At 41.1% G+C, this 12,435-nt stretch carries 14 protein-coding genes; all 14 read right to left on the bottom strand.

The features are described 5' to 3' along the window. Nucleotides 1-26: 26 nt before the first annotated feature. The 14 genes from C2869_RS08275 to rsmG all read right to left on the bottom strand — a co-directional run bounded on the left by C2869_RS08275 (nt 27) and on the right by rsmG (nt 12,331). Complete coding sequence (locus C2869_RS08275; RefSeq protein ID WP_108602487.1) at nt 27-782, bottom strand: DeoR/GlpR family DNA-binding transcription regulator; 756 nt, start codon at nt 780-782, stop codon at nt 27-29. 490 nt (nt 783-1,272) lie between these two features. Further along, entirely contained in the window at nt 1,273-2,643 is a 1,371-nt protein-coding gene (glmU, locus tag C2869_RS08270; RefSeq protein WP_108602486.1) for a bifunctional UDP-N-acetylglucosamine diphosphorylase/glucosamine-1-phosphate N-acetyltransferase GlmU, read from the bottom strand. Between the two features lie 182 nt (nt 2,644-2,825). Beyond that, on the bottom strand, nt 2,826-3,251 hold the full coding sequence (locus tag C2869_RS08265; protein WP_108602485.1) for a F0F1 ATP synthase subunit epsilon: 426 nt from the start codon (nt 3,249-3,251) through the stop codon (nt 2,826-2,828). An 18-nt stretch (nt 3,252-3,269) separates the two neighbouring features. After that, nucleotides 3,270-4,655, bottom strand: a complete 1,386-nt coding sequence (gene atpD, locus C2869_RS08260) for a F0F1 ATP synthase subunit beta (protein WP_108602484.1) — start codon at nt 4,653-4,655, stop codon at nt 3,270-3,272. Between the two features lie 27 nt (nt 4,656-4,682). Further along, nucleotides 4,683-5,543 (bottom strand): F0F1 ATP synthase subunit gamma, encoded by an 861-nt coding sequence (gene atpG / locus C2869_RS08255; protein WP_108602483.1) that lies wholly within the window; start codon nt 5,541-5,543, stop codon nt 4,683-4,685. Between the two features lie 37 nt (nt 5,544-5,580). Further along, the gene (gene atpA, locus C2869_RS08250) at nt 5,581-7,122 is read right to left on the bottom strand and encodes a F0F1 ATP synthase subunit alpha (RefSeq protein ID WP_108602482.1); all 1,542 of its coding nucleotides are present in this window, start codon (nt 7,120-7,122) and stop codon (nt 5,581-5,583) included. A gap of 12 nt (nt 7,123-7,134) precedes the next feature. Then, nucleotides 7,135-7,668: a F0F1 ATP synthase subunit delta gene (gene atpH, locus C2869_RS08245; protein WP_108602481.1), complete on the bottom strand. Its 534-nt coding sequence runs from the start codon at nt 7,666-7,668 to the stop codon at nt 7,135-7,137. Nucleotides 7,669-7,679: 11 nt separating this feature from the next. Next, nucleotides 7,680-8,150, bottom strand: a complete 471-nt coding sequence (atpF, locus tag C2869_RS08240; RefSeq protein ID WP_108602480.1) for a F0F1 ATP synthase subunit B — start codon at nt 8,148-8,150, stop codon at nt 7,680-7,682. A 43-nt stretch (nt 8,151-8,193) separates the two neighbouring features. Further along, nucleotides 8,194-8,427, bottom strand: a complete 234-nt coding sequence (gene atpE, locus C2869_RS08235) for a F0F1 ATP synthase subunit C (RefSeq protein ID WP_108602479.1) — start codon at nt 8,425-8,427, stop codon at nt 8,194-8,196. 60 nt (nt 8,428-8,487) lie between these two features. After that, a complete protein-coding gene (gene atpB, locus C2869_RS08230) occupies nt 8,488-9,342 on the bottom strand; it encodes a F0F1 ATP synthase subunit A (RefSeq protein WP_108602478.1) in 855 nt (284 codons plus the stop codon). Between the two features lie 15 nt (nt 9,343-9,357). Further along, nucleotides 9,358-9,723, bottom strand: a complete 366-nt coding sequence (locus tag C2869_RS08225; RefSeq protein ID WP_329604297.1) for an ATP synthase subunit I — start codon at nt 9,721-9,723, stop codon at nt 9,358-9,360. Nucleotides 9,724-9,961: 238 nt separating this feature from the next. Beyond that, a complete protein-coding gene (locus C2869_RS08220; RefSeq protein WP_108602477.1) occupies nt 9,962-10,852 on the bottom strand; it encodes a ParB/RepB/Spo0J family partition protein in 891 nt (296 codons plus the stop codon). 25 nt (nt 10,853-10,877) lie between these two features. Continuing rightward, nucleotides 10,878-11,675, bottom strand: coding sequence for a ParA family protein (locus tag C2869_RS08215; protein ID WP_108602476.1), 798 nt, complete (start codon nt 11,673-11,675; stop codon nt 10,878-10,880). A gap of 32 nt (nt 11,676-11,707) precedes the next feature. Continuing rightward, complete coding sequence (gene rsmG / locus C2869_RS08210; protein ID WP_199915671.1) at nt 11,708-12,331, bottom strand: 16S rRNA (guanine(527)-N(7))-methyltransferase RsmG; 624 nt, start codon at nt 12,329-12,331, stop codon at nt 11,708-11,710. Between the last annotated feature and the right edge of the window lie 104 nt (nt 12,332-12,435).

The raw sequence follows: 12,435 nt of genomic DNA, 5'->3' as shown, positions 1-12,435 counted from the left end.
TCCTAATGTCTTAAATTTCATCTGGCTTAGGCGCAAATCACTTGCACGCCTAAACGAGTAATATTTTGTTTATCTGCTGTTGTTAGTGCACTGTCTGTCACTAAACAATGAATTTTTTGCCAAGGCAGCTCAAGATTAGGCATGCGACGCCCAATTTTGCTAGATTCTGCCAGTACAATCACTTTATGAGCCACATCAGCCATAACCTGACTTAAATGGAGCAGCTCATTAAAAGTTGTTGTGCCTCTTTCAGGATCAATACCATCGGCACCAATAAGTAAATAATCGAAGTCATATGAACGCATCACTTGCTCTGCTACCTGACCTTGAAAAGAATGCGAATGCGGGTCCCATGTTCCCCCCGTCATTAATAACGTAGGTTGATTGTCCAGTTCAGACAGCTGAGATGCGACATGCAGTGAATTGGTCATGACCACCAAGTCTTGTTTATTTTCAAGTAAAGGGATCACAGCAGCGGCGGTTTGGCCGCTATCAATAATTAAACGACTTTGATCAGGAATGAGTTCGATAACTTTTTTTGCAATTTCCAACTTTCGATTCGAAACATCCTGCTGAGAACTGGTTTTTAATGATGGTACACATTTAGCCCCACCGTAATTGCGAATTAGCAAGCCTTCAGTTTCAAGTAACTTGAGATCTTTACGGATGGTGACTTCTGATGTTGAAAAAAGATGAGAGAGTTGATCAACACTGACTTGTCCTTGTTCAGCTACCATTTGGCAAATGGTGTTGCGTCTTTCCTGCGTATTTCGTTTCAACATCTATTTAATTACGGTTCGTAAGTTAATAGCGATTTTACGATAGTGACTATTAAATTCAACCTGTAAAAACAATTTAACTAGCGGTGCTCGGCAATTCCGCAGCAATCAGGTAAATACTCAGGTAAATAAAAAATGATAAGTGACGCGGAGGAATGTTTTGCAAGTTAATCGGGGAAATCTTTGTCAACCTAGGGTCTGTATATCTTTCGAGAATGACTCAGCTGTAGGCCATTTGGGCCTATAGCAAGGCAGAAGAAGTGACTCATAGTTGCTCTATTCGAACGACTGATAACGCAGCTAGAGGTTCAAATGGCCACAGCCCTTCGGGGAAAGGCCAAAAAGCCCTCACTCTGCGTAGCTCGTCATTTATTTAGAGCGACTAAACCACAATCCTCGCGCCTTGATTGATGACTTTTTGGTCATTCCTGAGCTCATCCCTGAAAGATAAACAGACCCTAAAAAACTAGGCTGACAAACTTAACACTAAAAACTAACTTTTCTTAGTAGGGCGCTGCCAACCTTTAATATTGCGTTGTTTTGCTCGGGCTACTGCTAATTCACTTTCAGCAACACGATTAGTAATAACCGCCCCAGCTCCCACCGTCGCGTCGTCACCCACTTCAACTGGAGCAACTAGTGCAGTATTAGAGCCAATAAATGCATTGTTACCAATAATAGTTTGTGATTTATTAACGCCATCATAATTACAGGTAATAGTGCCTGCGCCAATATTGGTATTGTCACCAACAGTGGCATCACCTAAATAAGTAAGATGGTTAGCTTTACTTCCTACACCTAAGGTAGATTTTTTAATCTCGACAAAGTTGCCAACCTTACATTTATCAGCCAATTTAGTACCGGGTCTAAGGCGAGCGTAAGGCCCAATGTCGTTTTGCTCACCCAATTCAACATCTTCTAAATGACTATTGGCATGTATAACCGTACCCGCTCCGACTTTTACATTACGAAGAACACAGTTACTTTCAATAATAACGTTGTCTGCCAGTTCAACATGACCTTCTAAAATCACATTAACATCAAGTACAACATCTTTACCTACGTTAACCGTACCGCGCACATCTAAGCGCGATGGATCACGCAATGTAACCCCTTCAACCATTAAAGCATTTGCCTGTTCAAGTTGATAAACTCGCTCTAAAGTGGCTTGTTGCATGCGATTATTGACCCCTTCAACTTCGTTAGGGTCTTGAGCTATCACGGTTGCAATAGTTTTTCCTTCGCTTGCCGCCATACCAATAATGTCAGTTAAGTAATACTCACCTTGAGCATTGTCATTATTTAAGTTGGCCAACCAAGCTTTGAGTTGCTTAGCCGGTACAGCCATTATGCCTGTATTAACTTCTTGAATAGCAAGCTGTTCTGCTGAGGCGTCTTTTTGTTCAACAATAGCTGTCACTTTATTGTCAGCATCGCGCACGATACGACCATAGCCAAATGGATTATCTAAACACACAGTCAGCAAACCAATACCATCGTTTGGTGTCACTTCTACCAGTTGCTTAAGTGTTTCAGACTTGATTAAAGGTACATCGCCATACAAAATTAAAGCGACTTCGTTGTCATTTAAAAATGGGGTTACCTGTTGTACAGCATGGCCTGTACCCAACTGTTCTGCTTGTTCAACCCAATTAACAGCTTCATTAGCTAACGCCGCTTGCAATTTATCGCCACCATGGCCGTATATTAGTTGAAGGTTTTGACACCCCAATGATTGCGCAGCATCAATAACATGCTTCACCATAGGTTTATGACCGATTTTATGCAGAACTTTAGGAAGGTTCGATTTCATTCGTGTGCCTTTACCGGCGGCAAGAATGACTGCTGAAAGGTTTTGACTCATATCCGTGTACTTAATATTTAAATTTTTAGGCAGACTTCGAATAGCGAAGTGATAGACAATAATAAACTAAATTGTATAGGAACTAGGTTAGGTTTTATACATGTGTTACATGACGAAATGACGATAAAGCAGAAATTAAAAAGGCCGGTAAACCGGCCTTTTTGTTTTAACGTGTTTTTTTGTTATTTTACTTTGTTGCGCATATCTGTAATGACTTTTAATTGCGCGATTGCTTGGGCTAATTCTTTAGCCGCTTCAGCATAATCAAAGTCAGCACTTGGATTAGCAATTGCTTCTTCAGCCGCTTTTTTAGCTGCTTCAGCTGCTGCTTCATCAATGTCGTCACCACGTAATGCAGTATCTGCTAACACAGTTACATTATGTGGTTGAACTTCTAAAATGCCGCCAGATAAGTAAATAACTTCTTCCTCACCAAACTGTTTAACCAGTCTGATGTGGCCAGGTTTTAATGGAGTAATTAAAGGTGCGTGACCAGGCATAATACCTAATTCACCTTCGATACCCGTAACCTGGATAGATTCGACCAGTCCTGAAAACATCTTTTTTTCAGCACTGACGACGTCAAGGTGCACGGTCATAGCTGCCATAGCTACCTCCTATCCAAATTACATGTCTTTCGCTTTTTCAACCGCTTCTTCGATTGAACCAACCATGTAGAACGCTTGTTCTGGAAGGTCATCGTAGTCACCAGCTAAAATTGCTTTAAAGCCTGAAATTGTGTCTTTCAACGATACATAACGACCAGGTACGCTGTTAAATACTTCAGCTACGAAGAATGGCTGAGATAAGAAACGTTGGATCTTACGAGCACGTGCAACAGTTTGCTTATCTTCTTCAGATAATTCGTCCATACCTAAGATGGCGATAATATCTTTTAATTCTTTGTAACGTTGTAATACAGTTTGTACACCACGAGCAACATCATAGTGCTCTTGACCAATAACTAATGGGTCAAGCTGACGAGATGTTGAATCTAATGGGTCGATTGCTGGGTAAATACCTAATGCAGCAATATCACGAGATAATACAACAGTTGCATCTAAGTGAGAGAACGTAGTCGCTGGAGATGGGTCAGTTAAGTCATCCGCAGGTACGTATACCGCTTGGATTGACGTGATTGAACCCGTCTTAGTTGATGTAATACGCTCTTGAAGTACACCCATTTCTTCAGCAAGTGTAGGCTGATAACCTACTGCTGATGGCATACGACCTAGAAGTGCTGATACCTCTGTACCGGCTAGTGTATAACGGTAGATGTTATCAACGAAGAATAATACGTCACGACCTTCGTCACGGAATTTTTCTGCCATTGTTAAGCCCGTTAAAGCAACACGTAAACGGTTACCTGGTGGCTCGTTCATCTGACCGTATACTAACGATACTTTATCAAGTACGTTAGATTCATTCATTTCGTGATAGAAATCGTTACCCTCACGAGTACGCTCACCAACACCCGCGAATACAGAGAAACCACTGTGCTCAATCGCGATGTTACGGATTAATTCCATCATGTTTACGGTTTTACCAACACCGGCACCACCGAATAGACCAACTTTACCACCTTTAGCGAATGGACATACAAGGTCGATAACCTTAATACCAGTCTCTAATAGATCGTTAGAAGCGGCTTGCTCTTCGTATGAAGGTGCTTCACGGTGGATAGACCAACGCTCTTCTTCACCGATTGGACCCGCTTCATCAATTGGGTTACCCAGTACGTCCATGATACGGCCAAGAGTAGCTGTACCAACTGGAACCATTACTGGCTCATTTGAGTTCTTAACTTCTAGGCCACGACGTAGACCATCAGAAGAACCCATAGCGATACCGCGAACAACGCCGCCGCCTAATTGCTGCTGAACTTCAATCGTCAAACCAGCAAGATCGCCTTCTTCAACTTTTAACGCGTCATAAACTTGTGGAACTGCATCTTGTGCGAACTCTACGTCTACAACCGCGCCGATAACTTGTACAACTTTACCTGTACTCATGATATCGATCCTCTAACCTTGTCTTGTCTAAACAGCGGCAGCACCAGCAACAATCTCACCCAACTCTTGGGTAATCGCTGCTTGACGCGCTTTGTTATAGACTAATTGCAATTCGTCAATCAGGTTGCCAGCGTTGTCGGTTGCAGCTTTCATCGCAACCATTCGCGCAGCCATTTCACAAGCTACGTTTTCTACTACTGCCTGATAAACTTGAGACTCTACATAACGTGTTAATAACTGTTCCAAAATTGACTCTGGATCAGGTTCGTAAATGTAGCCCCATTTATGATTCAGTTCTTCATCCTCTGCTTTTGGCAAAGGAAGCAGTTGATCAGTCACAGGTTCTTGAGTCATGGTATTTACAAACTTGTTGTAAACCACATACAAGCGATCAATTTCGCCTTTATCGTATGCATCTAACATCACTTTGACAGAACCTAGCAAGTCAGTTACTGCTGGAGCATCACCCAAGCCATCAGCTTGTGCAACAATATTGCCGCCGTAGCTATTGAAGAATGCAGTGGCTTTAGAGCCCACTGCACCGAAATCAACGTCTACGCCTTGTTCTTTCCAAGATTTCACTGATTTAATCACTGACTTAAACAAATTAATGTTTAAGCCACCACATAAACCACGATCACTTGATACAACAATATAACCAACTCGCTTAACTTCGCGCTCTTCCATGTACGGATGTTTATAATCCAATGTACCTTGCGCGATATGACCAATCACCTTGCGCATATTTTCAGCGTATGGACGTGAGCCTGCCATGCGTTCTTGCGCTTTACGCATTTTACTCGCGGCAACCATTTCCATAGCGCTAGTAATCTTTTGAGTGTTTTTAACACTCGCAATTTTACCTTTTATCTCTTTAGCGCCAGCCATAATCAATCACTCCGATTAGTTAATTAATCGTCTACTCTTACCAAGTTTGAGTAGATTTGAACTTATCAATCGCTTCCGCTAATGATGCTTCGATTTCTTTATCGAATGCGCCAGTAGTATCTAGCTTGTTAATTAGTTCTGCGTATTCAGAATGCGCGTATGAGTGAAGGGCGGCTTCAAAGTCTAATACTTTAGAAACTTCGATATCGCCTAAATAGCCTTTATCTGCTGCAAATAAAGAAAATGCCATTTCGCCAACTGATAATGGAGCATATTGTTTCTGCTTCATTAACTCAGTTACACGCTCACCGTGCTCTAACTGTGCACGAGTAGCATCATCAAGGTCAGAAGCGAACTGAGCGAAAGCCGCTAATTCACGATACTGAGCAAGTGCTAGACGGATACCACCACCTAGTTTCTTGATTACTTTAGTTTGTGCTGCACCACCAACACGCGATACCGAGATACCAGCGTTGATTGCAGGGCGGATACCCGCGTTAAACATTGATGATTCTAAGAAGATCTGACCATCAGTGATTGAAATAACGTTGGTAGGAACAAACGCTGATACGTCACCTGCTTGCGTCTCGATGATTGGCAAGGCAGTTAATGAACCGGTTTGACCTTTAACAGCACCTTTAGTGTAGTTTTCAACATAGTCAGCATTTACACGAGCAGCACGCTCTAGTAGACGTGAATGAAGATAGAAAACATCACCAGGATAAGCTTCACGTCCAGGTGGACGACGAAGTAATAATGAAACCTGACGGTAAGCAACAGCTTGCTTAGAAAGGTCATCGTATACGATTAGTGCATCTTCACCGCGGTCACGGAAGTATTCACCCATAGTACAACCAGAGTAAGCTGATAAGTACTGAAGTGCCGCAGATTCAGAAGCAGAAGCAACAACGACGATAGTATTAGCTAAAGCGCCATGCTCTTCTAATTTACGTACAACGTTAGATATAGTTGATGCTTTTTGACCAATCGCAACATAAACACTCTTAATGCCAGTGTCTTTTTGCGCGATGATAGCATCGATAGCTAATGCTGTTTTACCTACCTGACGGTCACCGATAATAAGCTCACGCTGACCACGTCCGATTGGAACCATAGAGTCAATTGCTTTATAACCGGTTTGCACTGGCTCATCAACTGATTGACGATCGATAACACCTGGTGCAATTTTTTCTACAGGTTCAAAACCATCGTTTTCTACAGGACCTTTACCATCGATTGGCTCACCTAAAGTGTTAACCACACGGCCTAATAAACCACGACCAACTGGTACCTGTAAGATACGACCTGTACCTTTAACTTTTGTGCCTTCTTGTAGATCCGCGTATGGACCCATAACAACCGCACCTACTGAGTCACGCTCAAGGTTTAATGCGATTGCATAACGGCTGCCAGGAAGCTCAATCATCTCACCTTGCATTACATCTGCAAGACCGTGGATGCGAATGATACCATCAGTTACTGAAACGATAGTACCTTCGTTACGAGCTTCACTAACAACGTCGAATTGCTCAATTCTTTTCTTGATCAATTCTGCAATTTCGGTTGAGTTCAATTGCATGCTCTTAATCCCCTACGACTGCAAACTAGTTGCAAGTCGATCCAATTTTCCGCGAACCGTCGAATCGATAACAATATCACCTGCTTTAACTCGCAAGCCACCAATAAGGTTGGTATCAATTTGACAGTTCAGCTTAACTTTTTTCGCCAAACGCTTTTCTAAAGAAGCGACCAATTTTTCCTGTTGCTCTGCTGATAATTCAGTAGCAGAGAATACGTCAACTTCGACAGTTTTCTCATACTCTGCTTTTAATTCAGCAAATAATTTCACAACTTCAGGAAGCGCAAATAAACGCTTGTTCTCTGCCATCACCTTAATCAGGTTTTGGCCATTTTTATCTAACTGTTCATCACATACTTTGATGAAGATATCAGCTAATGTATCAGCATTAGTTGAACCCGTTAGTAAAGCTTGAACTGTATCGTTTTTGCTAACTTCCGCCGCAAACACCAATTGTGCTTGCATGGCATCAATCGCTTTAGCTTCAACAGCAAATTCAAATGCTGCTGTGGCATATGGACGGGCAATAGTTGTCAGTTCAGACATCTTTTTACCCCTTACAATTCTTCAACAAGCTTATCAAGAATATCTGCGTGAGCTGACGAATCGATAGAGCGCTCAAGAATTTTTTCAGCACCAGCTACTGCTAACACAGCAACTTGCTTACGTAATTCTTCTTTCGCACGATTGCGCTCAGCTTCAATTTCAGCATGACCGGCAGCCAAGATTTTCTCAGCTTCGGCACGTGCTTTATCAGCAGCTTCGTCAATCATTTGATTTTCACGATTCTTAGCTTGTTCGATGATTTGTGCAGCTTGAGCTTTTGCATCTTTAAGTTGCTCAGTAGCTCGTTTTTGAGCTAATTCTAAGTCTTTTTCAGCATGCTCTGCGGCTTCTAAACCATCAGCTATTTTCTTTTGACGAGCTTCAATTGCGCCGTTAAGTGGTGGCCATACATATTTCATGCAGAACAACACAAAAACGGTAAATGCAATTAATTCGCCTATTAGAGTGGCAGTTAAATTCACGACCGCTCCTCCTTAACTAGTAAGCTGTTCAAAAGAGACGCAATTAAAGTACGAACAACAATACCATTGCAATACCAACACCGATCATTGCTACAGCATCGATAAGACCAGCAAGAATGAACATTTTTACTTGAAGTGAAGGGGCTAGTTCTGGTTGACGAGCACAAGCTTCTAGGAATTTACCACCCATGTTACCGAAGCCGATAGCAGTACCGATAGCACCAAAACCGATTAATAAAGCCACAGCAATAAACTTAAGACCTAACATTAGTTCCATTTTATTCTCCAAAGAGTTGTTTAAAGTTAAAAAATTAAAGTTAATAGTAAAGTGTAAAAATTAGTGATTATCAGAGCTAGCCATACTCAAGTAAACGATTGTCAGCATCATAAATACGAATGCTTGCAATACGATGACTAAGATATGGAATACCGCCCATATAAAGTGCAATGGCAACTGCATTAAGCCAATGGCACCGATTAATATAAATATCAATTCACCCGCATATAAGTTACCGAACAAACGTAGCGCTAGTGAGAAAGGTTTAGCAACTAATGCGATTGTTTCAAGGAGTAAATTACATGGAATTAAGAACAACATACCAATTTTATTTTTGGTACTGAACGGGTGAAGGGTTAACTCAGCAATAAAGCCTTTAATACCTTTGATTTTGATCGAATAACCAATCATTAACAAGAACACGCCTAAAGCTAATGCCGCTGTCATATTAATGTCTGTTGTTGGTACAATTTTCATGTAAACATCATGCGAATCAACACCAAATGCGCTTTCACCAACAAAACCAGCTAAGGCAGGTAGGAAATCGACAGGTATCAAATCCATTAGGTTCATTAAGAAAACCCAAACGAAAATTGTTAATGCTAACGGTGCAATTAATGCACTACGTCCTTGATAAGTATCTCGAACGTTATTACCTACAAATTCAACGATCATCTCAATAAAGCATTGAAATTTACCGGGTACACCTGTAGATGCTTTGTTAGCTGCACTGCGGAAGATCAGTAAAAACACCAATCCTAATCCGATTGACCATGCAAGCGTATCTATGTGCCATGTCCAGAAACCACTATCGACACACGCTTTATTAAATGCGAGACCGGCATCAGTCGAACACATTTTTGCGTTAGTTAAGTGGTGCTGAATATGACTGCCAAGCGTTACTTCTTCAGCCATGTTTCATCCTAAAAGTTAATTAAAAAAAATCGGTGCAAACCAGTTTGCTGAAATCGCGATTAGATAGACGATGAAAAATGGTAACAAAACAACCGCTGTTGTTTTAAATACTAATGCGAATAGCAAAATGCTTAATAAATACTTAAATGCAACGCCTCTTTTTAGCGATGCATATACTTGCTGTATTTGACGAGCTCCCGCAAAACGAAAAGAATATAGAGCAAATACAGCATTTGGCAAGGTAGCGATTATTCCGCCATAAAGGGCCGACTTACCTGCCTGATCTCCCCACAAAATCAAAACAATTAAAGAGGCTATAACGACAAACCCTGCTTGAAGTCCAATCAATTTCATCGCAGAAAGTAATAATGGCTTATTCAACCGATTGACCACGAACATTTATCCCGCGCTGAACTTACAAACTTTAAGGGTAGAAAACTGGCGAGATGATACCGATTTCCCGTAGTTTTGCAACAATATGTAGCGCATTACGCTAGCTCATAGTGATATAGCCTATACACAACATCTATAGTCAACATTAATGTTAATAACATAAACAAAACCCGCGAATATCGCGGGTTTTGTTTACAAAATAGTTTCAAGTTATAAAACTTAATAATTAATTGCTAATTTTACCGATGATTCCGTCTAATACATCCAGATTACTAAAATCGATAACTAGCTTACCCTTACCTTTCGCATTGTAATTAATAGTTACCTTTGAACCGACAGATTCCGATAGTTTGTTTTGTAATGCGACTAAATCCGGATCAACACTTTTTTCTGGTTTAGCTTCTTCTGGTTGTTGAACTTTATTCACTAATTTTTCGGTATCGCGTACCGTCAACCCTTTAGCAACAACCGTTCTTGCGGTTGTTGACTGCAAGTCACCTTCAAGCCCTAGTAGTGCTCGGGCATGCCCCATCTCAATATCGCCATGCTCAAGTAAAGTTTTTACATCGGTATTTAAATTATTTAACCGTAATAAATTAGTGACTGTCGTTCGAGATTTACCGACTGCGTCAGCTGTTTGCTGATGGGTTAATTCAAATTCGGTCATCAACCTATGTAACGCAATAGCTTCTTCCATAGCATTGAGATCTTCACGCTGAATATTCTCAATAAGAGCTATCGCAACAGCGGCTTCATCTGGTACATCTTTGACTAAACAGGGTACAACGCTTAATTCGGCTAATTGTGCAGCACGCCAACGACGTTCACCCGCTATAATTTCATATGTGTTGTCAGCCACTTGACGAACAACAATAGGCTGAATAATTCCCTGAGATCGAATAGAACTGGATAATTCTTCAAGCGCTTCAGGTGACATGTCTTTACGAGGTTGATACTTACCTGGCTGTAACTGTTCAATAGGTAATTTACGCAACTCACCACGAACATCATCTGATTGCTCTGTAGCTTGTTGTTCTTCTTGAGGCTGAGCAAAAGCACCACTATTGGTTAATAATGCGTCGAGCCCTCGGCCTAATCCTCGTTTTTTTGCAGACATGAGTTATTTCCAGTTATTCTTATTTTTAAGCTACTTGTTTATTTTTAGATGGGTCGCTTTTTTCACCTTTGCGGATCATTTCACCCGCTAAAGCCAAATACGCCTTTGCCCCAGTAGACGACTTATCATAGTACATAGCAGGTGCGCCAAAACTTGGCGCTTCAGCAAGACGCACATTTCTTGGAATAACTGTACGATAAACTTTATCACCAAAATGGGATTTTAATTGTTCTGATACATCGTTAGCCAATCGATTACGCGGGTCGTACATCGTACGTAATATCCCTTCAATAGCAAGGTCTGGATTAACGACAGAGGCCAGTTTTTGAATCGTGTCCATCAAAGCTGTTAAACCTTCTAACGCATAGTATTCGCATTGCATTGGTACTAACACGGAATCGGCGGCGGCCATCGCATTAACCGTTAGCATATTGAGTGAAGGCGGGCAGTCGATAAAAATAAAATCATATTGATTACGGGCTGTTTCTAACGATTTTCGTAGCCGCGTTTCACGAGCAAAAACTTCCATTAACTTTATCTCGGCTGCCGTCACATCTGAATTGGCGGCAATTATATGATAACCACCGGATGTTTCTTTAACGGCCACAGAGTCTACAGTTTGCTCTTCAACTAGTAATTCATAAGCGGTGGCGGGAACTTCATATTTATCAACGCCACTGCCCATAGTTGCATTACCTTGTGGATCAAGGTCTATCAGTAAAACTTTACGTTTGGTAGCCGCCATAGACGCTGCCAAATTGACTGCTGTTGTGGTTTTACCAACACCACCTTTCTGATTTGCTATTGCTATGACTTTACCCACAATACTGTCCTCTTTTCGCAAACGTTTTGCTGCTACACCAACTTAACTACATGCAATAAATGTCTTTCTTCATCTAGTTTTGGTACGTTTAAACGCTTGGCATCCTGTAATTTAAAATTAGCTGACATATTAGCGATTTCTGTATCAGGATACAGACCTTTCATCGCATAGAAATTTCCACTTTTAGGTACTAGATGTTGACACCAACTGAGCATATCTGCAAGTGATGCAAACGCCCGACTTAATACACCATCATAAAGCTGTTCGGGTTGATGCTCTTCAACACGAGATTGAACAGCTGTCACGTTAGTAAGGCCTAACTCATAAGCGACTTGTCGAATAAATCTAATGCGTTTACCAAGACTATCTAGCAATGTAAATTGGCAATTTGGCAACATAATAGCCAGTGGTAAGCCAGGTAAACCAGGGCCTGTACCCACATCGATTAAATTTGCCTGCTGCGGCAAATGTTCTACCAGAATAATTGAATCCAAGATATGCCTTACAAGCATATCGTGCGGATTACGTACTGAGGTTAGATTGTAAGCTTTATTCCATTTGTCTAATAGCTCTACTAATCTTATTAATTGTTCTGTTTGCTTGTCTGAAACATCAATCGATGTTTGTGCAACGAGTTGTTCAAAGTTTTCTCGCAATGACATGCTATTTTTGCCTGAATAATTAGAAATGTATTTAAACGATCAAACAGTTATTTGCTAAATCGTTAAGAAGAGATTGCCTTGATTATACGCAATCTCTA

Origin of the sequence: Saccharobesus litoralis (genome assembly GCF_003063625.1) — a bacterium.
Taxonomy (GTDB): domain Bacteria; phylum Pseudomonadota; class Gammaproteobacteria; order Enterobacterales; family Alteromonadaceae; genus Saccharobesus; species Saccharobesus litoralis.
The sequence above is the reverse complement of the archived record's forward strand: the minus strand, read 5'-3'. Positions and strand labels throughout refer to the sequence as shown.

Bases quoted from the DNA above. Each gene is read 5' to 3' on its own strand.
- atpA (WP_108602482.1), bottom strand. From the start codon at position 7,122: ATGCAATTGAACTCAACCGAAATTGCAGAATTGATCAAGAAAAGAATT.
- glmU (WP_108602486.1), bottom strand. From the start codon at position 2,643: ATGAGTCAAAACCTTTCAGCAGTCATTCTTGCCGCCGGTAAAGGCACA.
- C2869_RS08220 (WP_108602477.1), bottom strand. From the start codon at position 10,852: ATGTCTGCAAAAAAACGAGGATTAGGCCGAGGGCTCGACGCATTATTA.
- atpH (WP_108602481.1), bottom strand. From the start codon at position 7,668: ATGTCTGAACTGACAACTATTGCCCGTCCATATGCCACAGCAGCATTT.
- atpE (WP_108602479.1), bottom strand. From the start codon at position 8,427: ATGGAACTAATGTTAGGTCTTAAGTTTATTGCTGTGGCTTTATTAATC.
- C2869_RS08275 (WP_108602487.1), bottom strand. From the start codon at position 782: ATGTTGAAACGAAATACGCAGGAAAGACGCAACACCATTTGCCAAATG.
- C2869_RS08265 (WP_108602485.1), bottom strand. From the start codon at position 3,251: ATGGCAGCTATGACCGTGCACCTTGACGTCGTCAGTGCTGAAAAAAAG.
- atpG (WP_108602483.1), bottom strand. From the start codon at position 5,543: ATGGCTGGCGCTAAAGAGATAAAAGGTAAAATTGCGAGTGTTAAAAAC.
- atpD (WP_108602484.1), bottom strand. From the start codon at position 4,655: ATGAGTACAGGTAAAGTTGTACAAGTTATCGGCGCGGTTGTAGACGTA.
- atpB (WP_108602478.1), bottom strand. From the start codon at position 9,342: ATGGCTGAAGAAGTAACGCTTGGCAGTCATATTCAGCACCACTTAACT.